Source organism: Streptomyces daghestanicus (assembly GCF_020521275.1).
In the GTDB taxonomy this organism is placed as follows: domain Bacteria; phylum Actinomycetota; class Actinomycetes; order Streptomycetales; family Streptomycetaceae; genus Streptomyces; species Streptomyces griseoviridis.
In genome coordinates this window covers 1,439,673-1,462,098 of record NZ_BNDX01000008.1, presented here as the reverse complement: position 1 = coordinate 1,462,098, position 22,426 = coordinate 1,439,673, and the positions used below count along the sequence as shown (strand labels likewise).

At 75.2% G+C, this 22,426-nt stretch carries 22 protein-coding genes; 16 read left to right on the top strand and 6 right to left on the bottom strand.

Annotated elements, in window-relative coordinates; genetic code table 11:
* Positions 1–27 precede the first annotated feature (27 nt).
* Entirely contained in the window at positions 28–1,017 is a 990-nt protein-coding gene (gene coaA, locus Sdagh_RS15975; protein WP_189417878.1) for a type I pantothenate kinase, read from the bottom strand.
* Between the two features lie 141 nt (positions 1,018–1,158).
* Here coaA and glmS point away from each other — a divergent pair, with 141 nt between their 5' ends.
* Positions 1,159–3,006 (top strand): glutamine--fructose-6-phosphate transaminase (isomerizing), encoded by a 1,848-nt coding sequence (glmS, locus tag Sdagh_RS15970; RefSeq protein WP_189417876.1) that lies wholly within the window; start codon positions 1,159–1,161, stop codon positions 3,004–3,006.
* 30 nt (positions 3,007–3,036) lie between these two features.
* Entirely contained in the window at positions 3,037–3,408 is a 372-nt protein-coding gene (locus Sdagh_RS15965) for a holo-ACP synthase (RefSeq protein ID WP_189417874.1), read from the top strand.
* Here the strand turns inward: Sdagh_RS15965 and Sdagh_RS15960 are convergent.
* Together Sdagh_RS15960 and Sdagh_RS15955 are read right to left on the bottom strand one after the other, a co-directional pair.
* Positions 3,392–3,988, bottom strand: a complete 597-nt coding sequence (locus tag Sdagh_RS15960) for a helix-turn-helix domain-containing protein (protein WP_226535371.1) — start codon at positions 3,986–3,988, stop codon at positions 3,392–3,394. The two genes, Sdagh_RS15965 and Sdagh_RS15960, sit on opposite strands and share 17 nt — an antisense overlap.
* 227 nt (positions 3,989–4,215) lie before the next feature.
* Entirely contained in the window at positions 4,216–4,914 is a 699-nt protein-coding gene (locus tag Sdagh_RS15955) for a TetR/AcrR family transcriptional regulator (RefSeq protein ID WP_189417872.1), read from the bottom strand.
* A 111-nt stretch (positions 4,915–5,025) separates the two neighbouring features.
* Between Sdagh_RS15955 and Sdagh_RS15950 the strand changes: the two genes are divergently transcribed.
* From Sdagh_RS15950 to Sdagh_RS15925, 6 genes are all read left to right on the top strand, one after another.
* A complete protein-coding gene (locus Sdagh_RS15950) occupies positions 5,026–6,159 on the top strand; it encodes an FAD-dependent oxidoreductase (RefSeq protein ID WP_190076704.1) in 1,134 nt (377 codons plus the stop codon).
* Between the two features lie 34 nt (positions 6,160–6,193).
* Entirely contained in the window at positions 6,194–7,636 is a 1,443-nt protein-coding gene (locus tag Sdagh_RS15945) for an NAD(P)H-hydrate dehydratase (RefSeq protein WP_190008352.1), read from the top strand.
* Between the two features lie 410 nt (positions 7,637–8,046).
* The gene (gene alr, locus Sdagh_RS15940; protein ID WP_190076705.1) at positions 8,047–9,216 is read left to right on the top strand and encodes an alanine racemase; all 1,170 of its coding nucleotides are present in this window, start codon (positions 8,047–8,049) and stop codon (positions 9,214–9,216) included.
* A 73-nt stretch (positions 9,217–9,289) separates the two neighbouring features.
* The gene (locus Sdagh_RS15935) at positions 9,290–10,552 is read left to right on the top strand and encodes an alpha/beta fold hydrolase (RefSeq protein ID WP_189417868.1); all 1,263 of its coding nucleotides are present in this window, start codon (positions 9,290–9,292) and stop codon (positions 10,550–10,552) included.
* Positions 10,512–11,042 (top strand): tRNA (adenosine(37)-N6)-threonylcarbamoyltransferase complex ATPase subunit type 1 TsaE, encoded by a 531-nt coding sequence (tsaE, locus tag Sdagh_RS15930; protein ID WP_189417867.1) that lies wholly within the window; start codon positions 10,512–10,514, stop codon positions 11,040–11,042. The genes Sdagh_RS15935 and tsaE overlap by 41 nt, the downstream gene beginning before the upstream one ends.
* Positions 11,043–11,180: 138 nt before the next feature.
* Positions 11,181–11,348, top strand: a complete 168-nt coding sequence (locus Sdagh_RS15925) for a hypothetical protein (protein WP_189417862.1) — start codon at positions 11,181–11,183, stop codon at positions 11,346–11,348.
* A gap of 35 nt (positions 11,349–11,383) precedes the next feature.
* Here Sdagh_RS15925 and Sdagh_RS15920 read toward each other — a convergent pair whose 3' ends face one another.
* Positions 11,384–11,917 carry a hypothetical protein gene (locus tag Sdagh_RS15920; protein ID WP_370594971.1) on the bottom strand — a complete coding sequence of 178 codons (534 nt, stop codon included), beginning with the start codon at positions 11,915–11,917 and terminating at the stop codon, positions 11,384–11,386.
* A gap of 261 nt (positions 11,918–12,178) precedes the next feature.
* On the opposite strand from Sdagh_RS15920, the gene tsaB reads away from it, so the two are divergent.
* From tsaB to Sdagh_RS15900, 4 genes are read left to right on the top strand one after another with little or no spacing between them, the layout of a single operon-like run.
* Positions 12,179–12,832 carry a tRNA (adenosine(37)-N6)-threonylcarbamoyltransferase complex dimerization subunit type 1 TsaB gene (gene tsaB, locus Sdagh_RS15915; RefSeq protein ID WP_190076706.1) on the top strand — a complete coding sequence of 218 codons (654 nt, stop codon included), beginning with the start codon at positions 12,179–12,181 and terminating at the stop codon, positions 12,830–12,832.
* Complete coding sequence (gene rimI / locus Sdagh_RS15910) at positions 12,829–13,353, top strand: ribosomal protein S18-alanine N-acetyltransferase (protein WP_226535183.1); 525 nt, start codon at positions 12,829–12,831, stop codon at positions 13,351–13,353. The genes tsaB and rimI overlap by 4 nt, the downstream gene beginning before the upstream one ends.
* A complete protein-coding gene (tsaD, locus tag Sdagh_RS15905; protein WP_189417854.1) occupies positions 13,346–14,437 on the top strand; it encodes a tRNA (adenosine(37)-N6)-threonylcarbamoyltransferase complex transferase subunit TsaD in 1,092 nt (363 codons plus the stop codon). The genes rimI and tsaD overlap by 8 nt, the downstream gene beginning before the upstream one ends.
* Positions 14,434–14,694 (top strand): hypothetical protein, encoded by a 261-nt coding sequence (locus tag Sdagh_RS15900; RefSeq protein WP_190076707.1) that lies wholly within the window; start codon positions 14,434–14,436, stop codon positions 14,692–14,694. The genes tsaD and Sdagh_RS15900 overlap by 4 nt, the downstream gene beginning before the upstream one ends.
* Before the next feature lie 12 nt (positions 14,695–14,706).
* On the opposite strand, the gene Sdagh_RS15895 is transcribed toward Sdagh_RS15900, so the two are convergent.
* The gene (locus tag Sdagh_RS15895; protein ID WP_190008362.1) at positions 14,707–17,022 is read right to left on the bottom strand and encodes a beta-xylosidase/alpha-l-arabinosidase; all 2,316 of its coding nucleotides are present in this window, start codon (positions 17,020–17,022) and stop codon (positions 14,707–14,709) included.
* Positions 17,023–17,142: 120 nt separating this feature from the next.
* On the opposite strand from Sdagh_RS15895, the gene Sdagh_RS15890 reads away from it, so the two are divergent.
* The 4 genes from Sdagh_RS15890 to Sdagh_RS15875 all read left to right on the top strand — a co-directional run bounded on the left by Sdagh_RS15890 (position 17,143) and on the right by Sdagh_RS15875 (position 21,185).
* Complete coding sequence (locus Sdagh_RS15890) at positions 17,143–18,192, top strand: LacI family DNA-binding transcriptional regulator (protein ID WP_190008364.1); 1,050 nt, start codon at positions 17,143–17,145, stop codon at positions 18,190–18,192.
* A 213-nt stretch (positions 18,193–18,405) separates the two neighbouring features.
* The gene (locus Sdagh_RS15885) at positions 18,406–19,404 is read left to right on the top strand and encodes an LCP family protein (RefSeq protein ID WP_190076708.1); all 999 of its coding nucleotides are present in this window, start codon (positions 18,406–18,408) and stop codon (positions 19,402–19,404) included.
* A 118-nt stretch (positions 19,405–19,522) separates the two neighbouring features.
* Complete coding sequence (locus Sdagh_RS15880; RefSeq protein WP_189417841.1) at positions 19,523–19,879, top strand: YciI family protein; 357 nt, start codon at positions 19,523–19,525, stop codon at positions 19,877–19,879.
* 49 nt (positions 19,880–19,928) lie between these two features.
* A complete protein-coding gene (locus tag Sdagh_RS15875) occupies positions 19,929–21,185 on the top strand; it encodes an RNA polymerase sigma factor (protein ID WP_226535174.1) in 1,257 nt (418 codons plus the stop codon).
* A 15-nt stretch (positions 21,186–21,200) separates the two neighbouring features.
* Here the strand turns inward: Sdagh_RS15875 and Sdagh_RS15870 are convergent, their stop codons facing one another.
* Positions 21,201–22,382, bottom strand: coding sequence for a THUMP-like domain-containing protein (locus Sdagh_RS15870; RefSeq protein WP_190076709.1), 1,182 nt, complete (start codon positions 22,380–22,382; stop codon positions 21,201–21,203).
* Between the last annotated feature and the right edge of the window lie 44 nt (positions 22,383–22,426).

Sequence of the window (22,426 nt, the reverse complement as noted above, 5' to 3'; positions counted from 1 at the left end):
GTCATACGGGGCCGGCGTACGCCCGGGTCACAGTTTGCGCAGGCGCAGTCGCTGGACCTTGTGGTCCGGGCCCTTGCGCAGGATCAGGGTGGCGCGGCCGCGGGTCGGGGCGACGTTCTCCACCAGGTTGGGCTTGTTGATGGTGCGCCAGGTGGTGCGGGCGTAGTCCAGGGCCTCCTCCTCCGACACCTGGGTGTACCTGCGGAAGTAGGAGGACGGGTTCTGGAAGGCCGTCGCCCGCAGCTTCTTGAAGCGGTTGAGGTACCACCGCTCGATGTCCTCGGTGCGGGCGTCGACGTACACGCTGAAGTCGAAGTAGTCCGCGAGGCCGACCCTGGTGCGGCCGTCCTTGCCGGGGAGGGCGGGCTGGAGGACGTTGAGGCCCTCGACGATGAGGATGTCGGGGCGGCGGACGGTCAGCTTCTCGCCGGGGACGATGTCGTAGATGAGGTGGGAGTAGACGGGGGCCGTCACCTCCGCCTTGCCGGCCTTGATGTCGGCGACGAAACGGGTGAGGGCGCGCCGGTCGTACGACTCGGGGAAACCTTTCCGCGCCATCAGGCCGCGGGCCTCCAGCTCCCGGGTGGGCAGCAGGAAGCCGTCGGTGGTGACCAGCTCGACGCGCGGGTGCTCGGGCCAGCGGGAGAGCAGCGCCTGGAGCAGCCGGGCGACGGTGGACTTGCCGACCGCGACGGAACCGGCGACGCCTATGACGAACGGGGTGCCGGACTGGGAGCCCTGTTCGCCGAGGAAGGTGTTGAGCGCGCCGCGCAGGCCGTCGGTGGCGCCGACGTAGAGGTTGAGCAGCCGGGAGAGCGGGAGGTAGATGTCGCGGACCTCGTCGAGGTCGATGACGTCACCGAGGCCGCGCAGCTTCTCCACCTCCTCGGCGGTGAGCGGCAGCGGCGTCTTGTCGCGCAGCGCGCTCCACTCGGCGCGGGTGAGGTCGACGTAGGGAGTCGCCTCCGGGCGGTGCCGGTGGGCGCTCCGGGGAGCCGAAGGGGCCGGAGAGATCACAGTCCATTGTTAACGGAGTTCGAACAGGGCGCAGGGTGGGGTGAGTCACGTCGTCCACCTGGCTCGTTCTGCCGTAGGAATTTCCGATATCGGGCACGATCCGACGGGTTCGTGATCGGAAGTGACCGTAGGCTGCCGATCATGTGCGGAATCGTGGGATATGTGGGGTCGCAGTCGGCGCTCGACGTCGTGATGGCCGGACTGAAGCGACTTGAGTACCGGGGATACGACTCGGCGGGCGTCGCCGTGCTCGCGGACGGCGGGCTGGCCCCCGCCAAGCGGGCCGGCAAGCTCGTCAACCTGGAGAAGGAGCTGGCCGAGCATCCGCTGCCGGCCGGGACCACGGGCATCGGCCACACCCGGTGGGCCACGCACGGCGGCCCCACCGACGCCAACGCCCACCCCCATCTGGACAACGCGGGCCGGGTCGCCGTCGTGCACAACGGCATCATCGAGAACTTCGCCGCGCTCCGGGCCGAACTGGCCGGACGCGGCCACGACCTGGCCTCCGAGACCGACACCGAGGTGGTCGCCCATCTGCTCGCCGAGGAGTTCTCCGCCTGCGCCGACCTGGCGGAGGCGATGCGGCTGGTGTGCCGGCGCCTGGAAGGGGCGTTCACGCTGGTCGCGGTGCACGCGGACGAGCCCGGCGTGGTGGTCGGCGCCCGGCGCAACTCACCGCTGGTGGTCGGCGTCGGCGAGGGCGAGTCCTTCCTCGCCTCCGACGTGGCGGCGTTCATCGCGCACACCCGCGAGGCCCTGGAACTCGGCCAGGACCAGGTGGTCGAGCTGAGCCGGGACGGCGTCACGGTGACCGGCTTCGACGGCAGCCCGGCCGAGGTGCGCGCCTACCACGTCGACTGGGACGCCTCCGCCGCCGAGAAGGGCGGCCACGCCTCCTTCATGCTGAAGGAGATCGCCGAGCAGCCGAAGGCGGTCGCCGACACGCTGCTGGGGCGGATCGACGCCGAGGGCTCGCTCACCCTGGACGAGGTGCGCATCCCGGCGCACGAGCTGCGGGAGACGGACAAGGTCGTCATCGTCGCGTGCGGTACGGCCTTCCACGCCGGGCTGATCGCGAAGTACGCCATCGAGCACTGGACGCGCATCCCCTGCGAGGTGGAGCTGGCCAGCGAGTTCCGCTACCGCGACCCCATCCTCGACCAGCGGTCGCTGGTCATCGCCATCTCCCAGTCGGGCGAGACGATGGACACGCTGATGGCGGTGCGGCACGCCCGTGAGCAGGGCTCGAAGGTGCTCGCCATCTGCAACACCAACGGTTCCACGATCCCCCGCGAGTCCGACGCCGTGCTGTACACGCACGCCGGGCCGGAGGTCGCCGTCGCCTCGACCAAGGCGTTCCTGACCCAGCTGGTCGCCTGTTACCTGGTCGCGCTCTACCTGGGGCAGGTGCGCGGCACCAAGTGGGGGGACGAGATCCGGGCGGTGATCCGGGACCTCGCGGGCATCGGGCAGGCGGTCGAGCGGGTGCTGGGGACCATGGAGCCGGTGCGGGAGCTGGCCCGGTCCCTGGCCGGCCAGGACACGGTGCTGTTCCTGGGGCGGCATGTCGGCTACCCGGTCGCGCTGGAGGGCGCGCTCAAGCTCAAGGAACTGGCGTACATGCACGCCGAGGGGTTCGCGGCGGGCGAGCTGAAGCACGGGCCGATCGCGCTGATCGAGGAGGGGCTGCCGGTGGTGGTCGTGGTGCCCTCGCCGCGCGGGCGGTCGGTGCTGCACGACAAGCTCGTCTCCAACATCCAGGAGATCCGGGCCCGGGGTGCCCGCACCGTCGTCATCGCGGAGGAGGGCGACGAGACGGTGACGCCCTACGCCGACCACCTCGTCCGCATCCCCGCCACGCCGACGCTGCTCCAGCCGCTGGTGGCGACCGTGCCGCTCCAGGTCTTCGCGTGCGAACTGGCGACGGCCCGGGGCAACGAGGTGGACCAGCCGCGCAACCTGGCGAAGTCGGTGACGGTGGAGTGAGCCGCCCGGCGGCCCCTTAGGGTGCTCGCCATGAGCATCATCGGGGTCGGCATCGACGTGGCGGAGATCGAGCGGTTCGCGGCGTCGCTGGAGCGGACGCCGGGGCTGGCCGGGCGGCTGTTCCTGGAGAGCGAGCTGCGGCTGCCCGGTGGTGAGCGGCGCGGGGCCGCCTCGCTGGCGGCCCGCTTCGCGGCGAAGGAGGCGCTGGCCAAGGCGCTGGGGGCGCCCGCCGGACTGCACTGGACCGACGCGGAGGTCTACGTCGAGGACAGCGGGCGGCCCCGGCTGCGGGTGACGGGGACGGTGGCGGCCCGCGCGGCCGAACTGGGCGTGACCTCCTGGCACATCTCGCTCAGCCATGACGCCGGGGTGGCGTCCGCGGTGGTCATCGCGGAGGGGTGAGGCCCCCGGTCCCCTCGTGGCTCCCGGCCGGGCGGACCCGGACGAAGGGGCGTTCGCCCTGGGCCCCGTACAGCGCGATCCACTCCACGGGGCCGTCGCCCGCGTTGGCGAGGCCGTGCGGGACGCGGGTGTCGAACTCGGCGGCCTCGCCCGCCGACAGGACCAGGTCGTGGTCGCCGAGGGCGAGCAGCAGCCGGCCGTTGAGGACGTACAGCCACTCGTACCCCTCGTGGGAGCCCTGCTCGGGGCGGGCGGTGCGCGGGGCGGCCGGGGCCGGGAGGATCTGCTTGTAGGCGTGCGGGCCGCCGAGGTGCGGGGTGAGCGGGATCCAGGTCTGCCCGTGCCGGACGACGGGCCGGGGGTGGACGCGGGGGTCGCCCGTGCGGGAGCCGGCCAGGTCGTCCAGGGAGACGCGGTACGCGCGGGCCAGCGGCAGCAGATGCCGCAGCGTCGGCTCGCGCCGCCCCGACTCCAGCCGGGACAGGGTGCTCACGGAGATGCCGGTGACCGCGCCGAGCCGGGACAGCGTGAGGCCGCGGGCCTGGCGGAGGGCGCGGAGACGGGGGCCGAGGCCGGACAGGACGGTTTCGTCGGGGTCGGGGTCGGGGTCGGGGTCGGGGCCGGGGTCGGGAACAGGGGCGGTGTCCTGGCGGGGGCCGATCCGCAGGCGGGGGTCGGCTCCCCGGCGGAGGTCGCTCGTCCCGCTCCGGGGGTTCTGCCGGTCGGGGGCGTCCTCCTGACGGGGGTCGCTCTCCTGGCGGGGGCCGGTGTCCCGGCGGGAGCCGTTCGCGCCGGGCGGGGTGTTCGTCATGCGGACGGCGGGTCGGCCGGGCGCTCGCGGGGAGCGATGCCGGTCAGGATGAGGTCGATCCCGGCGAGGAACTCCACCCGGTCGTCGTGGTGGGGCAGGTCGCCCGCGACCTCCCGGACGAACGGGTACTCCTCCGGGTCCAGCTCCGTCCAGGCCGCCGCCATCCTGGTCAGGAACTCCGTGCGGTCCGTGCCCGCCTCGACCGCGCGGGCGTTCGCCGCGTTCTGGCCGGCGACTCCGACGACGTAGTTCAGCAGTGCGGAGGCGGCCGTGAACCGGACGGCGCGGGGGACGCCGAGGGCCTGGACCTGGCGGCCGAGGCGCTCGAAGATCCGCAGGATCGGCGCGTCCATGGCGGAGCGGGCGAGCTGGGCGCCGACCCAGGGATGGGCGTCGATCGCGTCGAACACCCCGAGCGCGACGGCCCGGACGGCGTCCCGCGGGGCGGTGCCGGCGGGGGCGGGGGGTACGGCGGCGGCCACGACCGCGTCGGTGGCGGCGTGCAGCAGTTCGTCCTTGCCGGTGACGTGCCAGTAGATCGCGCCGGGGCCGGTGGCGAGGCGCTCGGCCAGGGCGCGGAAGGTGAGCCCGCCCTCGCCCGCCGCGTCGAGCAGCTCGATCGCGGCCTCGACGATGCGCTCGCGCGAGAGCGGGTTCTCCCGGCGCTCGGTGCGGCGCGTACGGGTGGCAGCCATGCCTCCATCTTCGCACAGGCGCTGGAACCCCGTTCCATCTTGACAAGTCTGGAACGAGGTTCCAGTCTGGATCGCGTAATGGAACGGCATTCCAGACGGTGAGGCAGCGGCATGACCACCGACATCACGATCATCGGCGCCGGGCTCGGGGGACTGACCCTCGCCCGCGTCCTCCACGTCCACGGCATCCCGGCCACCGTCCACGAGGCGGAGGCGTCGCCCACCGCCCGCGCGCAGGGCGGCCTGCTCGACATCCACGAGGGCAACGGACAGCCCGCCCTCGAAGCCGCGGGCCTGTACGAGGAGTTCCTCGGCCTCGTCCTGGAGGGCCGCCAGGCATCGAGGGCCCTCGCCCCGGACGGGACCGTCCTGCTCGACGAACCCGACGACGGCACGGGCGGGCGCCCCGAGGTGCGGCGCGGCGAGCTGCGGCGGCTGCTGCTCGACTCGCTGCCCAAGGGCACCGTGCGGTGGGGGCAGAAGGTGAGCGGCGCCCGCGCGCTCGGTGACGGCCGGCACGAGGTGCGCTTCGCCGACGGCTCCACCGTCGTCACCGGCCTGCTGATCGGCGCGGACGGCGCCTGGTCGCGGGTCAGGCCGCTGCTTTCCGGCGCCTCACCCGAGTACACCGGCACGTCCTTCGTCGAGACGTACCTGTACGACGCCGGCACGCGGCACCCCGCCGCGGCGAAGGCGGTCGGCGGCGGGGCGATGTACGCGCTCGCGCCGGGCAAGGGCATCCAGGCCCACCGGGAGAGCGGGGACACCCTGCACACCTACGTGGCGCTGGCCGAGCCGCTGGAGTGGTTCCGCGCCGTCGACTTCACCGACGCCGCCGGGGCCGCGGCGCGGATCGCGGCGGAGTTCGAGGGCTGGGCCCCTGAGCTGACCGCGCTGATCACCGACGGCGACACCCCGCCGGTGCACCGCCCCCTGTACGCGCTGCCGGACGGGCACCGCTGGGACCGGGTGCCGGGCGTGACCCTGCTCGGCGACGCCGCGCACCTCATGATCCCGTCCGGGGAGGGCGCCAACCTCGCCCTGTACGACGGTGCCCGGCTCGGCGAGCTGCTCGCCGCGCGTCCCGGTGACACCGAGGCCGCGCTCACCGCGTACGAGGAGGAGATGTTCGCCCGCAGCGCCGCCGAGGCCGTCGAGGCGGGCCGGCTGCACGCGCTCATGTTCGGCCCGGACTCGCCGTACGGCCTGCTCGGCCTGTTCACCGGACACGCGGGGTCCTCCTGACACGGGGCGCGGCGCAGTGGGCAGACTCGACGGCATGCGGACTGCGTACAGCGTGGAGACGGTCAGGACGGCGGAGCGGGCGGCGATGGCGCGGCTGCCCGAGGGCGCCTTGATGCAACGGGCGGCGGCCGGGCTCGCCACCGCCTGCGCCCAGGTGCTGGGCCGGGCGCCCGGCCGGGTGTACGGCAGCCGGGTGGTGCTGCTGGTCGGCAGCGGCGACAACGGCGGCGACGCCCTGTACGCCGGGGCGCGGCTGGCCCGCCGGGGCGCCGGCGTGACGGCCGTCCTGCTCGCACCCGGGCGGGCGCACGCCGGGGGGCTCGCGGCGCTGCGCCGGGCGGGCGGGAGCACCGCGGGGGCTCCGGACGGGGTACGGCTGATCGAGCGGGCCGACCTCGTGGTCGACGGCATCGTCGGGATCGGCGGCAGGGGCGGGCTGCGTCCGGAGGCGGTGCCGCTCGCCGAGGCGGCGGAGCGGGCGCGGGCCGCCGTCGTGGCGGTGGACCTGCCGAGCGGAGTGGACGCGGACACGGGCGAGGTGCGGGGGGCCGCCGTCCGGGCCGACCTCACCGTGACCTTCGGGGCGCACAAGCCGGGGCTGCTGATCGATCCGGCGCGGGAGTACGCCGGGTCGGTGCGGCTGGTCGGCATCGGCCTGTCGCTGGACGAGGTGCCGGTGCTGGAGGCGTTGCAGCACGCGGACGTGGCGCGGCTGCTGCCGGTGCCGGGGGCGGAGAGCGACAAGTACCGGCGCGGGGTCGTGGGCATCGCGGCCGGGTCGGCGCGGTACCCGGGGGCGGCGGTGCTCGCGGTCTCGGGCGCGCTGCGGGGCGGGGCCGGGGCGGTGCGGTACGTCGGTCCGGCCGGGGACGCGGTGATCGCCCGGTTCCCCGAGACGCTCGTGTCCGACCAGGGGCCGAAGCGGGCGGGGCGGGTGCAGGCGTGGGTGGTCGGACCGGGGGCCGGGGACGACGCCGGAACGGTGGCGGAGGTGGTCGCGGCGGACGTGCCGGTGCTGATCGACGCGGACGGGCTGCGGCTGGCGGACGCCGGGGCGGTACGGGCGCGTACGGCGCCGACGCTGATGACGCCGCATGCCGGGGAGGCGGCGGCGCTGCTGGGAGTGAGCCGGGAGGAGGTCGAGGGGGCGCGGCTGGAGTCGGCGCGGGAGCTGGCGGGGCGGTACGGGGCGACGGTGCTGCTGAAGGGGTCGACCACGCTGGTCGCCGGGGCGGACGGGGGCGCGGTGCGCGTCAACGCGACGGGGACGCCCTGGCTGGCCACGGCCGGGAGCGGGGATGTGCTGTCCGGGCTGGCGGGGTCCCTGCTGGCGGCGGGGCTGTCGGCGCTGGACGCGGGGAGCGCGGGGGCGTATCTGCACGGGCTCGCGGGGCGGGTGGCGGCGGACGGGGCGCCGATGGGGGCGCATGACCTGGCGGCGGCGGTGGGGGTGGTCTGGCGGGATGTACGAGGGTGACGTCGGGGTCGGGTGCGAGGGTGACGTAGGGGAGGGGTGCGGGGCGTGCGCGTGCGCGTGCGGGGCGTCGGGAACAGGGGCGCCCGGAGCGGGGGCGGGCCGGGGGCGTGCGCAACCCGGCGTGAGCGGGGTGCCGGCAGCAGCACCTGCGCGCCGGCGGCGGCGAGGCGTGTGGCGATGCCGGGCCCCGTCCCGTCGCTCGCCCCGGTGACGACGGCCCGCTTGGCCGGGAAGGGCGTGCGCGTGCGTGTGCGGGGCGTCGGGTACAGGGGCGCCCGGAGCGGGGGCGGGCCGGGGGCGTGCGCAACCCGGCGTGAGCGGGGTGCCGGCTGCGCCCACCCGTGCCGCTGGGGGTACCTCCCACGGGGTGGGGCCTTGTCCTCCGGGTGCTCTGAGAGACTGGCTCCGAGATGAGTGAGACAACCGCCCGTCAGGGGGCCGCCGTGCGGGCCCGGGCCGAGATCGATCTGGACGCGCTGCGGAGCAACGTGCGGACGCTGCGCGCGCTGCTCGCGCCCGGCACGGCGCTGATGGCCGTGGTGAAGGCCGACGGCTACGGACACGGGGCGGTCCCGTGCGCCCGCGCGGCCGTCCAGGCGGGCGCCACCTGGCTCGGCACCGCCACCCCGCACGAGGCCCTCGCGCTGCGCGCCGACGCGGGGCTGCCGGACGACGTCCGGATCATGTGCTGGCTGTGGACCCCCGGAGGCCCCTGGCAGGAGGCGATCGAGGCCGGCCTCGACGTCTCCGTCAGCGGCATGTGGGCCCTGCGCGAGGTCGAGGACGCCGCCCGGCGCGCCGGACGCCCCGCGCGGGTGCAGCTCAAGGCCGACACCGGGCTCGGCCGCAACGGCTGCCAGCCCGGCCCCGACTGGCACGAGCTGGTGGGCGCCGCCCTCGACGCCGAACGCGCGGGACTGCTCCGGATCACCGGGCTCTGGTCCCACTTCGCCTGCGCCGACGAGCCCGGCCACCCCTCCATCGCCGCCCAGCTCACCGTCTTCCGGGAGATGACGGCGTACGCCGAGGAGCGGGGCGTCCGCCCCGAGGTGCGGCACATCGCCAACTCCCCGGCCACCCTCACCCTCCCCGAGGCCCACTACGACCTCGTCCGGACCGGCATCGCGCTCTACGGCCTCTCGCCCAGCCCCGAGCTGGGCACCCCCGCCGACCACGGACTGCGCCCGGTGATGACGCTGTCCGCCTCGCTCGCCCTGGTCAAGCGGGTTCCCGGCGGCCACGGCGTCAGCTACGGGCACCGCTACACCACCCCCGGCGACACCACCCTCGGCCTGGTCCCGCTCGGCTACGCGGACGGTATCCCGCGGCACGCCTCCTCCAACGGGCCGGTGCTGGTGGACGGCAAGTGGCGTACGGTGGCGGGCCGGATCGCGATGGACCAGTTCGCGGTCGACCTCGGCGGTGACGAGCCGCCGGCCGGCGCGGAGGCGGTGCTGTTCGGCCCCGGCGACGGGGGGGAGCCCACCGCCGAGGACTGGGCGCAGGCCGCCGGCACCATCGGGTACGAGATCGTCACCCGCGTCGGCGCGCGCGTGCCCCGCGTCTACGTCAACGAGTGACCCCGGCGCACACACGAGGCCGCGTGGACGCGCGGACCCGAGGCCGCGTACATGAGGTGAAGAGGAGCGGTTCGTGAGCGAGAGCAGCGGGGAGGCCGTCGCCGCGGCGGCCGTCGCCTCCGCCGCGGAGGTCGCCACCGAGGTCGCCGTCGGCGGCTGGCGCCGGGCCACCGGGATAGCCGGCGTCGCCCTGGGCGTGGTCGCGGCCGGGGCCGCCGCCGGCGTGGCGATAGAGCGGCTCACCGTCGGACGCGGCATGCGCCAGAAGGCCCGCCTCGCCCTGGACGCGGCGGGCCCGTACGGCTCGCTGCGCGGCACGCCCGGCCAGGCGTACGCCGCCGACGGCACCGAGCTGTACTACGAGGTCGACGACGTCGAGCCGGAGGGCGGCACGGCACCGCGCCGCCGGCGCCTCTTCGGCCGCAAGGCCCCCGCCCCGGTGACCGTCGTCTTCTGCCACGGCTACTGCCTCAGCCAGGACTCCTGGCACTTCCAGCGCGCGGCCCTGCGGGGTGTGGTGCGGTCCGTGTACTGGGACCAGCGCAGCCACGGCCGTTCCGGGCGGGGCGTGGCCCAGGTCCGGGACGGGGTGCCGGTCTCCATCGACGAGCTGGGCCGCGACCTGCGGGCGGTCCTCGACGCCGCCGTGCCCGAGGGCCCGGTCGTGCTGGTCGGGCACTCGATGGGCGGGATGACCGTGATGGCCCTGGCCGACGAGTTCCCCGAGCTGATCCGCGAGCGGGTCGTCGGCGTCGCGCTGGTCGGCACGTCCTCGGGGCGGCTCGGCGAGGTCAACTTCGGGCTCCCGGTGGCCGGGGTCAACGCGGTGCGGCGGATACTGCCGGGCGTGCTCAGGGCCCTGGGGCAGCGGGCCGAGATGGTGGAGAAGGGGCGCCGGGCGACCGCCGACCTGTTCGCCGGGATCATCAAGCGGTACTCCTTCGCCGGGCGGGACGTCGACCCGGCCGTCGCCCGGTTCGCCGAGCGCATGATCGAGGCCACGCCGATCGACGTCGTCGCCGAGTTCTACCCGGCCTTCGACGACCACGACAAGGGCGAGGCGCTCGCCCGCTTCCGGGACGTACCCGTCCTGGTGCTGGCCGGCGTACGCGATCTGGTGACGCCCAGCGAGCACAGCGAGGAGATCGCCGGCCGGCTGCCCGACGCCGAGCTGGTCCTCGTCCCGGACGCCGGGCACCTGGTGATGCTGGAGCACCCGGAGCTGGTCACCGACCGCCTCGCCGACCTGCTGGTCCGCGTCGGCGCCGTACCGTCAGGGGCTACCGTGGGTGGCTATGGAAGCACCAGCAGCACCGCAGGGCCCGGACCCGGCTGAGCCGGTCCCCGGCACCGAGATCACCGTCACCTCCCCCGAGCAGATGCGCGAGCTGGGCCGCAGGCTTGCCAAGCTGCTGCGCCCCGGCGACCTGGTGATGCTCAGCGGGGAACTGGGCGCCGGCAAGACGACCCTGACCCGGGGCCTGGGCGAGGGCCTCGGCGTGCGCGGCGCGGTGACCTCCCCGACGTTCGTCATCGCCCGGGTCCACCCCTCCCTCGGCGACGGCCCGCCACTGGTCCACGTCGACGCCTACCGGCTCTCCGGCGGCCTGGACGAGATGGAGGACCTCGACCTGGACGTCTCGCTGCCGGACTCCGTGATCGTCGTGGAGTGGGGCGAGGGCAAGGTCGAGGAACTGACCGACGACCGGCTCCAGCTCGTGATCCACCGTGCCGTGGGCGACACCACCGACGAGGTCCGGCACGTGACGCTGACCGGCATCGGCGCCCGCTGGTCCGCGGCCGACCTGAGCGTCCTCACCGCCTGAGCGGAGCCCCGGGCCCGGTTTTTCCGACAACTCGTCGGGAAAGATATTGCGCTCGGCGTCCTGCCCGTGGTCACATGGTAACCAGTACGTGGTTAGGCATGCCTAACTTCGCTCGCCCCCGAGCTTCAGGAGGCGCCCATGCCGGCTTCACCGACCCCGGGCAGGCCGCTGCCGGCCCCGCCCGCCGCCGTGCCCATGCGGGATCTGCTGGCCGCCTGTGCCGCGGCCGCCGCGATCTCCACACCGCCGCGCGCCCCCGAACCCGAGCCCCGGGCCGCCGCCCCGGAGCACCGCGAGGCCGCCTGACCCGGCCCGCCCGGCCCGCCGGGGCCGCCGCGTCCTCAGCGGACGACCACGACCTTCTGGCCGATCGTCGCGAAGTCCCACATGGCCTCGCCGTCCGCGCGTGTCTCCCGGATGCCGCCCGTCCTCACCCCGCGCCCGGGCCTGGCCGTGGAGCCGTCCACCGCCGCGCTGAACCCGATGACCACCCCGTCGACGCTGGTGAACCGCACCACGTGCTCGATCGGGACGCCGTCGGACCCCGTGACCCGGTTGGACCGGGAGGTCACCGCGTAGGTGCCGGGCGCCGGGTCCACCGTGCTGGGCGTGACCCGGAAGGTGCGCCGGACCCGGTCGCCGTCGCCGACCAGCCACACCCGGTCGTCGCCCACGGAGTACACCACCCGTTCACCCGTCCCGGACCGCGCGGGCAGGGCGTCCGGGTGCCGTTCGTCGCGCGGGGTCCTGGCGGGGCCGGGGGCGGGCGAGACGCCCGCCCGGGGCCCGCCGCGCTCGGGGGGCGCGGTGGCCGCCGCCTGGTAGGCGAGGACCCCGACCGCGACCAGGGCCGCCGCGGTGAGTCCGGTGACCATGACGGAGCTGCTGCTGGGCACTGGCGACCACCTCGGCGTCGTACGGAAAGCGTTGTGCGAAAGCGTCGTGCGAAGAGCGTTGTGCGAAGAGCGTCGTGCGGGAAGCGTCGTGCGGGGCGCGCGGGGGCTGAAGTGCCGTGCGTTGTGCGCCGTACGTCCCGCTTCGTACGGTCTGTGCCGTACGTCGCCCGACCGTAGCAGTCGGTGACCTCCTGACCGGCCCGGCCGACACGGGTCCCCGGGCCGCCGTAGGCTGTTCGTGTGCTCTTGCTCGCTCTGGATACCGCCACTCCCGCCGTCACCGTCGCGCTGCACGACGGCACGGACGTCATCGCCTCCTGCGGCCAGGTGGACGCGCGCCGCCACGGTGAGCTGCTGCTGCCCGCCGTCGACCGGGTGCTCACCGAGGCCGGGCTGCGGCTCGACGCGGTCACCGGCGTCGTCGTCGGCATCGGCCCCGGTCCGTACACCGGACTGCGGGTCGGCCTGATGACCGCCGACACCTTCGGCCTCGCGCTGGGCGTGCCCGTGCACGGTGTGTGCACGCTGGACGGCCTCGCCTACGCCGCCGACCTCGACGGGCCCTTCGTGGTGGCGACCGACGCCCGCCGCAGAGAGGTCTACTGGGCCCGCTACGCCGACTCCCGCACCCGGCTCACCGACCCGGCCGTTGGCCGCCCCGCCGACATCGCGGCCGAGGTCGCGGGGCTCCCGGCCGTCGGCGCGGGCGCGCTGCTCTACCCGGACACCTTCCCCCGGGCCCACGAGCCCGAGCACGTCTCCGCCGCCGCGCTCGCCGCCCTGGCCGCCGAGCGGCTCGCGGCCGGCGTGGAGCTGCCCGCGCCCCGGCCGCTGTACCTGCGCCGCCCCGACGCCCAGGTCCCCAAGAACTACAAGGTGGTCACCCCCAAGTGAGCGGTCCAGCGACTGCCGTGCTGCGCGAGATGCGCTGGTGGGACATCGACCCGGTGCTGCTCCTGGAACGGGAGCTGTTCCCGGAGGACGCCTGGTCCCGGGGCATGTTCTGGTCCGAGCTGGCCCACGCCCGGGGACCGGGGGCGACCCGCAGCTACGTGGTCGCCGAGACGCCGGACGGCCGGATCGTCGGCTACGCGGGCCTGCTCGCCTCCGACGCCGACCAGGCCGACGTCCAGACCATCGCCGTCGCCCGCGACCAGTGGGGCACCGGCCTCGGCTCCCGGCTGCTGGCCGAACTGCTCCGCGCGGCGACCGCCTTCGAGTGCGCCGAGGTGATGCTGGAGTGCCGCGTGGACAACGTCCGGGCGCAGAAGCTCTACGAGCGCTTCGGCTTCGTCCCCGTCGGCGTCCGGCCCGGCTACTACCAGCCGGGCAACGTGGACGCGCTGGTCATGCGGCTCACCGACCCCGCCAACTCCGTACCCCACCCCGTACAAGGAACCGAGACCCATGGCTGACGAACCCCTGGTACTGGGGATCGAGACCTCCTGCGACGAGACCGGCGTCGGTGTCGTGCGCGGTACCACCCTGCTGGCCGACGCCGTCGCCTCCAGCGTCGACGAGCACGCCCGTTTCGGCGGCGTCGTCCCGGAGGTCGCGAGCCGCGCCCACCTGGAGGCGATGGTCCCCACCATCCGGCGCGCCCTGAAGGAGGCCGGGGTCAGCGCCCGCGACCTGGACGGCATCGCCGTCACCGCCGGTCCCGGACTGGCCGGCGCGCTGCTGGTCGGCGTCTCGGCGGCGAAGGCGTACGCCTACGCGCTGGGCAAGCCGCTCTACGGCGTGAACCACCTCGCCTCGCACATCTGCGTCGACCAGCTCGAACACGGCCCGCTGCCCGAGCCGACCATGGCCCTGCTGGTCTCCGGCGGGCACTCCTCGCTGCTGCTCTCCTCCGACATCACCTCCGACGTCCGGCCGATGGGCGCGACCATCGACGACGCGGCCGGCGAGGCCTTCGACAAGATCGCCCGCGTGCTGGACCTGGGCTTCCCCGGCGGCCCGGTCATCGACCGCTACGCCCGCGAGGGCGACCCGGCCGCGATCGCCTTCCCGCGCGGCCTGACCGGGCCGCGCGATCCGGCGTACGACTTCTCCTTCTCCGGGCTGAAGACGGCCGTGGCCCGCTGGATCGAGGCGAAGCGGGCGGCCGGCGAGGAGGTGCCGGTGCGCGATGTGGCGGCCTCCTTCCAGGAGGCGGTCGTCGACGTGCTGACCCGCAAGGCCGTCCGGGCCTGCAAGGACGAGGGCGTCGACCACCTGATGATCGGCGGCGGCGTCGCGGCCAACTCCCGGCTGCGGGCGCTGGCCCAGGAGCGCTGCGAGGCGGCCGGCATCCGGCTGCGTGTCCCGCGCCCCAAGCTGTGCACGGACAACGGGGCGATGGTGGCCGCGCTCGGCGCCGAGATGGTCGCCCGGAACCGGGCCGCCTCCGACTGGGACCTGCCCGCCGACTCCTCCCTGCCGGTCACCGACCCGCACGTGCCCGGCCGCTCCCACGACCACGTGCACGAGGTCAGCAAGGAGAACCTGTACTCATGACCGTCGCCGTCATGTGGGAGGCGCGGGCCGTCCCCGGCCGGGGCGAGGAGCTGCTGGCCTGGGCCCGCGCCCAGGAGCTGCCCGTCGCCCCCGTGCGCCGCGAGACGTTCCGCGCCCCGCAGGACCGGGTCCTGGTCATCACCTGGTGGGACGCGGAGCCGGGCGCCGAGGGCCTCCCCGAACTGCCGGAACCGGCCGAGGGGACGGTCACGCGGGCGGTGCACCGGTGGCGGTTCGAGTCGGTGGACGTCGTCTGACCGGCACGGCCGTCAGACGTCCCCGGACACCTCCACCGCGCACAGCAGCCGCCGCTCCGCCCCCAGCACCCGCTCGGGACCGCCCAGCGTCAGCCGCGCGGTGTGCCGTACGTCGGTGCTGGAGGCCGCCAGCCGCAGTTCCAGGGCGCCGGGCTCGACCACGCGCCGGCCCGTGCGGTCGGTGAACGCCGACAGGTCGGCGTGGAAGCGGAAGGTCACCCGCCGGGCCGCGCCGGGGGCCAGTTCCAGCCGCCGGTAGCCGATCAGGCGGACGTCGGGCCGGGTCACCCGGGCCACCGGGTCGTGCAGGTAGAGCTGCACCACCTCGGCGCCCGTCCGGTCACCGGTGTTGCGGACGGTGACCGCCATCTCGTACGTCCCGTCCGTGGTGATCTCCGGGTCGGAGCCGGCCGGGTCCTCCCAGGCGAACGTCGTGTACGAGCGGCCGTGCCCGAACGGGTACAGCGGCGTCGGGTCCAGGTTGCTGACCTCGCCGGCCAGGCCCAGCGGCGGCTGGAGGTAGGTCCACGGCTGGCCGCCGGGCAGCCGCGGCACGCTCACCGGGAGCCGGCCCGAGGGGGTGACGCGGCCCGACAGCACGCCCGCCACCGCCGGGCCGCCCTCCTCGCCCGGGAAGAACGCCTGGACGACCGCGCCCAGCCGCCCCTGCCAGCGGCCCAGCGCGTACGGCCGGCCGGTGAGCAGGACGAGGACCACCGGCACGCCGGTGGCGACCAGCGCGTCGAGCAGCGCGCCCTGGACGCCGGGCAGCCTGAGGTCGCTCGCGTCGCAGCCCTCGCCGGAGGTGCCCCGGCCGAACAGGCCCGCCCGGTCGCCCAGCACGGCCACGCAGACGTCCGCCTCGGCGGCCCGCGCCACCGCCTCCTCGAAGCCGGCGGTGTCCGGGCCCGAGGTGTCGCAGCCCTCGGCGAACGTCACCTTGGCGTCGGGCAGTTCGGCGCGGAGCGCGTCCAGCACGGTCGGGATGTCGATGCCCACCGGCACCTCGGGGTGGCGGGGCAGGACGTGGGACGGGAAGGAGTAGCAGCCGAGCATCGCCAGCGCGTCGGCGGCCCGGGGACCGACCACCGCGATCCGGGTGTCGGGGGCCAGCGGCAGCAGGCCGTCCGGGTTGTCCAGCAGGACGACGGACTCCTCGGCCAGCCGGCGGGCCACGGCCCGGTTGCCGGGCGGGTCGAGGTCGGCCGGCGCCTCCCCGGCGGGCGGCTCGGGGGACCAGTCCTCGTCCAGCAGGCCCAGGGCGCACTTCTGGAGCAGCACCCGCCGGGCCGACTCGTCGACCAGCGCCTCGGGCACCCGGCCCGCCCGGACCGCCTCGATCAGCGGGGTGCCGTAGCACTTGACCGTGGGCAGCTCCACGTCGATCCCGGCCGCCAGCGCCAGGTGCGCCGCCCCGGCCGGGTCCTCGGCGACCCGGTGCAGGGACTGGAGGAAGCCGACGCCGAAGTAGTCGGCGACCACCGTGCCGGTGAAGCCCCACTCCTCGCGCAGCAGACCGGTCAGCAGCGCCGGGTCGGCCGAGGCGGGCACGCCGTCGGTCTCGGTGTACGCCGCCATCACCGACCGGGCGCCGCCCTCGCGCAGGGCCAGCTCGAACGGGGGGAGCGTCACGTCGGCGAACTCCCGGACGCCCGCCCGCACCGGCGCCAGGTTCCGCGCCCCGGCGGAGGAGGCGTACCCGGCGAAGTGCTTGAGGGTGGCGACGATCCCGGCCGACTCCAGGCCCCGCACATAGGCGGCACCGACCGTGCCGACCAGGTACGGGTCCTCGCCGATGGTCTCCTCCACCCGGCCCCAGCGCGGATCGCGGACGACGTCCAGGACCGGCGCGAGCCCCTGGTGGACGCCGACCGCGCGCAGGTCGTGGCCGATGCGCCGGGCCATCTCCTCGACCAGCTCCGGATCGAAGGACGCGCCCCAGGCCAGCGGCACCGGGTAGGCGGTGGCCCGCCAGGCGGTGAAGCCGGCCAGGCACTCCTCGTGGGCCAGCGCGGGGATGCCGAAGCGGCCGGCCGCCATGATCCGCCGCTGGGCGCTCGCCAGCGACCGGGCGCCGACGGCCGGGTCGACGGGGGCGGTGCCGAAGGGACGGGTGAGCTGCCCGAGGCCCCGGGTGATCAGCTCCTCCCAGTCGTACTCCTCGGTCATCTCGTGCTGGAGCGGGGCGACGCCCTCCCCGTCCGTGGCGGCGCCCACCCACACGCCGTACAGCTGGGCGGTCTTCTCCTCCAGGGTCATGCGGGCCAGGAGGTCGTCGACACGGGCGGCGGCGGGCAGGGCGGGGTCACGCCAGGGCGCGGTGGTCATGGAACTCCTGTCCCGGGAGCCGTGAGGATCGAATGTTTCGGTGTTGCAGCCGAATGTTCCGGGAACCTATGGCGCCGCGCGCACTTCGTCAAGAGGGTCCGCAGGGATACGATCGCCGCCATGACTTCACCGCAGCCCGCCGAAACCAGGACGCGAGGGCGGTCCTCCCAGACCGCGACCCTGGCCGAGATCGCCCGTGAGGCCGGGGTGTCGGCGCCGACTGTTTCGAAGGTGCTCAACGGCCGCGCCGACGTCGCCCCGGCCACCCGCGCCCGGGTGGAGGACCTGCTGCGCGCCCACGGCTACCGGCGTCGGCGCGCCGAGGCCACCCGCTCGCCCCTGATCGACCTGGTCTTCCACGAGCTGGAGAGCGCCTGGGCGATGGAGGTCATCCGGGGCGTGGAGAACGTGGCGCGGGACGCGGGCCTGAGCGTGGTGCTCTCCGAGAGCGCGGGCCGGCTGACGCCGGGGCGGACCTGGGCCGACCAGGTCGCCGCCCGTCGCCCGCACGGGGTCGTGCTGGTCCTGTCCGGGCTGGACGAGTCCCAGCGGGCGCTGCTGACCAGCCGTTCCATCCCGTTCGTGGTGATGGACCCGGCCGGCGACCCGGGCGCCGACGTGCCCTCCATCGGCGCCACCAACTGGCAGGGCGGACTGGCCGCCACCCGGCACCTGGTCGAGCTGGGGCACACCCGGATCGGGGCGATCAGCGGACCGACCCGGATGATGTGCAGCCGCGCCCGGATCGACGGCTACCGGGCGGCCCTGGAGACCGCCGGGCTCCCCGCCGACCCCGGCCTGATCCGCACCGGCGACTTCCACCACGAGACCGGTTACCGCCAGGGCCTGGAGCTGCTGCGCCGCCCCGACCGCCCCACCGCGGTCTTCGCCGGGAACGACCTCCAGGCGCTCGGCCTGTACGAGGCCGCGCGGGAACTGGGCCTGCGCGTCCCGGAGGACCTGAGCGTGGTCGGCTTCGACGACCTGCCGGTGGCCCGCTGGGTCGGGCCGCCGCTGACGACCGTACGGCAGCCGCTGACCGAGATGGCCGAGGCGGCGGTCCGGCTGGTGCTCGACCTCGGCCGCGACGGCGGCTCCGCCGCCGCGACCCGGGTGGAGCTGGCGACCAGCCTGGTGGTGCGCAGCAGCACCGCGCCGCCGCCGCAGTAGGACGGCGCGCACGGTCGAAGCCGGTCGGGTGGCCGTCCGAAACTTTCGCCTCGTCCGGCCCCGGTCTCCCACCCGCCTCGCCCTGCCCGAGAAGTCTGAGAATTTCCGCAGAAACAGCCGCTCTCCGTCGCCGCCCGCAACAATTCGGACGTACGTTCATCCCTGCGGGGCACCGGAACGGGAACGACCCAGGGCAGCGGACGGGGCGGACACATGGGCGGGCGGGGACGAGTGCTGAGGGCCGCCGGCCTCACCCTGGCCGGCGCCCTGCTGCTGGGCATCGCGGCGGCGGGCTGGCTCTACCGGCACCTGGACGACAACATCACCGGCGTCGACATCGACACCGCCCTCGGTGACGACCGGCCGGCCCGCGCCACGCCGACGCCGTCCGCCTCCCCGCAGGACACCGGCCCGCTCACCCTCCTGGTCCTCGGCTCCGACTCGCGCGGCGGCGCGGAGAACGCGGAACTCGGCGGCGGGGACAGCGAGGGCGCCCGCTCCGACACGGCGATGGTCGTCCGCCTCGACGCCGGCCGCACCACCGCCACCGTGGTCAGCATCCCGCGCGACACGCTCGTCACCCGCCCCTCCTGCCCCCGGCCGGACGGCACGTCGACGCGGGAGGCGCACCAGGTCATGTTCAACACCGCCTACGCGGTGGGCGGCCCGGTGTGCGCGGTGAAGACGGTCGAGGCGATGACGGACGTCCGCATCGACCACTTCCTGGAGATCGACTTCTCCGGCTTCGCGAAGCTGGTCGACGCCCTGGGCGGCGTCACCGTCACCGTCGACGAGGACATCGACGACGACAAGAGCCATCTGAAGCTGGACGCGGGCACCCACCACCTCGACGGCACCGAGGCGCTGGGGCTGGCCCGCACCCGCTACGGCACAGCCGGCGGCAGCGACCTCGCCCGCGTCCAGCTCCAGCAGAGACTGGTCAAGGCGCTGCTGGGGCAGATCTCCGGCACGGACCTGCTCACCGACCCGGCCAGGCTCTACCGGGTCGCCGACGCCGTCACCGGGGGCCTCACCACCGACACCGGCCTGGACTCGCCGAGCGAGCTGATCGGGCTGGGCCGGAGCCTCGGCGGCCTGTCGGCGGACGCGGTGCGGACGGTGACGATGCCGGTGGTCCCGGCGCCCTCCGACAGCAACCGGGTGGTCGCCGACGAGCCGGCGGCGAGCGAACTGTGGAAGTCGCTGCGCTGACCCCGCGCGCCGACCGCCCGAAAAAACTTCCCGGGCCGTGTCGATCCGGCCGTCTCCCGATCGACGTAAGGGGTGAGAGGCCGGGAACGAGCCCGGCCGCCGACCCCGAGGAGCCACCATGCCCCGCTTCCTGTCACTGATCCGCGTCGACGAGTCGGACGTCCCCGCCGAGGGCCCCAGCTGCGAACTGATGGAGCGGATGGGGAAGCTGATGGAGGAGATGACCAAGGCCGGCGTCCACCTCGACGACGGCGGCCTGGCCCCCACCGCCCAGGGCGCCCGGGTCCACTGGGCGGGCGGGCAGCTCTCCGTCACCGACGGCCCGTTCACCGAGACCAAGGAGGTCATCGGCGGATACGCGCTGCTCCAGGCCAAGGACCGGGCCGAGGCGGTCGAGTGGGTCAAGCGCTTCCTGAAGACCCACGAGGAGCACTGGACGATCACCTGTGAGGTGCGGGAGATCCTCGGCGGCTGACGGCCGCCGGCGGTTGGCCGGGGGCGGCCACCGGTGTTGCATGGGGCCTGTGGAACCACAGACCGCCTCCGCCGGGGCCGCCCGGGCCGCCATCGAGACCGTCTTCCGCCTGGAGTCCCCGCGTGTCATCGCCGGGGTCGCCCGGGTCGTCCGGGACATCGGCATCGCCGAGGAGCTGGCCCAGGACGCCCTGGTCGCCGCCCTGGAGCGGTGGCCCCGCGACGGCGTCCCCGGCAACCCGGGCGCCTGGCTCATGGCCACCGCCCGCCACCGCGCGGTCGACCTGGTCCGCCGCCGGGAGACCTACGCCCGCAAGCTCGCGGAGATCGGCCGGGGCCTGCCGGACGCGGCCCCGCCCGAGGAACCCGCCGACCCGGACGACATCGACGACGACCTGCTCCGCCTCGTCTTCACCGCCTGCCACCCGGTGCTCTCCGCCGAGGCCCGCACCGCCCTCACCCTGCGCCTGCTCGGCGGCCTGAGCACCGCCGAGATCGCCCGGGCCTTCCTCGTCCCCGAGGCCACGGTCGCCCAGCGCGTCGTCCGCGCCAAACGCACCCTCGCCACCCGCGGGGTCCCCTTCGAGGTGCCCCGCGGCCCCGACCGCGAGGCCCGCCTCGGCTCGGTCCTGGACGTCATCTACCTGATCTTCAACGAGGGCTACGCCGCCACCGCGGGCGACGACCTGCTGCGCCCCGCGCTGTGCGAGGACGCCCTGCGCCTGGCCCGGGTGCTGTCCGCCCTGATGCCGAAGGAACCCGAGGTGCACGGCCTCACCGCCCTGCTGGAGTTCCAGTCCTCCCGCACCGCCGCCCGCACCGCCCCCGACGGCACCCCCGTCCTGCTCAAGGACCAGGACCGCCGCCGCTGGAACCGCCTCCTCATCACCCGCGGCCTCACCGCCCTGGCCCGCACCGACCCCGCCGCACCGGGCCCGTACGTCCTCCAGGCCGCGATCGCCGCCTGTCACGCCCAGGCGTTCACCTACGAGGAGACCGACTGGCCCCGCATCGCCGCCCTCTACGGCCGGCTCGCCGCCCGCGCCCCGTCCCCGGTCGTCGAACTGAACCGCGCGGTCGCCGTCTCCATGGCCGAGGGCCCGGGACCGGCCCTGGAGATCGTGGACGCCCTGGCCGCCGGGCCCGCCCTGCGCGGCTACCACCTGCTCCCGAGCGTCCGCGGCGATCTCCTCCACCGCCTCGGGCGTACGGCCGAGGCCCGCGCGGAGTTCGAACGGGCGGCCTCGCTGGCCGGCAACGCCCGCGAACGGGACCTGCTCGTCCGGCGCGCGCGGGAGTGCGGCTGACGGGAATGCGCGTGCTCACCGGGCCGGGGCGTCCGGGGCGGGGTGTCCGACCAGCATCGTCGGCGCCCCCGCCACCCGGGTCAGGAACACGGTCGCGGAGTTCGGCCCCTGCGGCTTCACCTTCCGCCGCAGCTCCTCCGGCTCCACCGCCGAGCCCCGCTTCTTCACGGTCAGCACCCCGACCCCCCGCTCCCGCAGCAGCGCCTTCAGCTTCTTGACGTTGAAGGGCAGCAGATCGGTGATCTCGTACGCCGTGGCGTACGGCGTCGGCCGCAGCGTGTCGGCGGTCACGTACGCGATGGTCGCGTCCAGCAGGCCGCCGCCGACCTCCTCGGCCACCTCCGCGACCAGATGGGCCCGGACGACGGCGCCGTCCGGCTCGTAGAGGTACCGGCCGGGCGGGCGGACCTCCGGGTCGGGCAGGGCGCGGGAGAGCAGTGTGCGCGGCCCCGGCAGCAGCGTCGCCCGGACCGCCCCCGGCGCGGTGCCGAACCAGAGCACCGCCTCCTTCACGTCCCCGCCGTCGGAGAGGAACTCGGCCTCGGCGTCCGCCGGTACGGCCTCGTGCGGGATGCCGGGCGCCACCTTCAGCGCGGCGGCCCGGGGCGCCGTGCGGGCCGCCGCCACGGCCCACGACAGCGGCGGTGAGTACGCCTCGGGGTCGAAGATCCGGCCCCGCCCGCCCCGGCGTGCCGGGTCGACGAAGACGGCGTCGTACCCGTCCGTCGCCACCTCCGTCACATCCGCCTCCCTCACCTCGATGAGGTCACCGAGCCCCAGCGCCCCGGCGTTGGCGCGGGCCGCCGCGGCCGCCGCCGGGTCACGGTCCACGGCGAGCACCCGGATGCCCCTGCGGGCCAGCGCGATCGCGTCCCCGCCGATCCCGCAGCACAGGTCGGCCACCGAGGTCACGCCCAGCTCGGCGAAGCGGGCGGCCCGGTACGCGGCGACACTCGCCCGGGTCGACTGCTCGACCCCGTTCGGCGTGAAGAACATCCGCCCGGCGTCCGCCGCCCCGAACTTCGCCACCGCCCGCTGCCGCAGCCGCGCCTGCCCCAGCGCCGCCGACACCAGGTCCGCCGGGTGGGTGCGGCGCAGCCGGGTGGCGACGGCCAGCTCCTGGGCGGGATCGGTGTCGCGCACCTCGTCGAGGAGGGCGCGGCCGGCGGGGGTGAGGAGGGCGTCGAGGTCGTTCACCGGGCCATTGTGGGCCAGTCGGTGGACCGTCCACCGCCGGGCGC

What these genes read in the sequence shown, in the direction of transcription:
- alr (WP_190076705.1), top strand. Translation starts at nt 8,047, where the DNA reads ATGAGTGAGACAACCGCCCGTCAGGGGGCCGCCGTGCGGGCCCGGGCC.
- tsaD (WP_189417854.1), top strand. Translation starts at nt 13,346, where the DNA reads ATGGCTGACGAACCCCTGGTACTGGGGATCGAGACCTCCTGCGACGAG.
- tsaE (WP_189417867.1), top strand. Translation starts at nt 10,512, where the DNA reads ATGGAAGCACCAGCAGCACCGCAGGGCCCGGACCCGGCTGAGCCGGTC.
- Sdagh_RS15965 (WP_189417874.1), top strand. Translation starts at nt 3,037, where the DNA reads ATGAGCATCATCGGGGTCGGCATCGACGTGGCGGAGATCGAGCGGTTC.
- Sdagh_RS15955 (WP_189417872.1), bottom strand. Translation starts at nt 4,914, where the DNA reads ATGGCTGCCACCCGTACGCGCCGCACCGAGCGCCGGGAGAACCCGCTC.
- Sdagh_RS15900 (WP_190076707.1), top strand. Translation starts at nt 14,434, where the DNA reads ATGACCGTCGCCGTCATGTGGGAGGCGCGGGCCGTCCCCGGCCGGGGC.
- Sdagh_RS15885 (WP_190076708.1), top strand. Translation starts at nt 18,406, where the DNA reads ATGGGCGGGCGGGGACGAGTGCTGAGGGCCGCCGGCCTCACCCTGGCC.
- Sdagh_RS15880 (WP_189417841.1), top strand. Translation starts at nt 19,523, where the DNA reads ATGCCCCGCTTCCTGTCACTGATCCGCGTCGACGAGTCGGACGTCCCC.
- Sdagh_RS15920 (WP_370594971.1), bottom strand. Translation starts at nt 11,917, where the DNA reads ATGGTCACCGGACTCACCGCGGCGGCCCTGGTCGCGGTCGGGGTCCTC.
- Sdagh_RS15925 (WP_189417862.1), top strand. Translation starts at nt 11,181, where the DNA reads ATGCCGGCTTCACCGACCCCGGGCAGGCCGCTGCCGGCCCCGCCCGCC.
- glmS (WP_189417876.1), top strand. Translation starts at nt 1,159, where the DNA reads ATGTGCGGAATCGTGGGATATGTGGGGTCGCAGTCGGCGCTCGACGTC.
- Sdagh_RS15890 (WP_190008364.1), top strand. Translation starts at nt 17,143, where the DNA reads ATGACTTCACCGCAGCCCGCCGAAACCAGGACGCGAGGGCGGTCCTCC.
- Sdagh_RS15895 (WP_190008362.1), bottom strand. Translation starts at nt 17,022, where the DNA reads ATGACCACCGCGCCCTGGCGTGACCCCGCCCTGCCCGCCGCCGCCCGT.
- Sdagh_RS15945 (WP_190008352.1), top strand. Translation starts at nt 6,194, where the DNA reads ATGCGGACTGCGTACAGCGTGGAGACGGTCAGGACGGCGGAGCGGGCG.
- Sdagh_RS15950 (WP_190076704.1), top strand. Translation starts at nt 5,026, where the DNA reads ATGACCACCGACATCACGATCATCGGCGCCGGGCTCGGGGGACTGACC.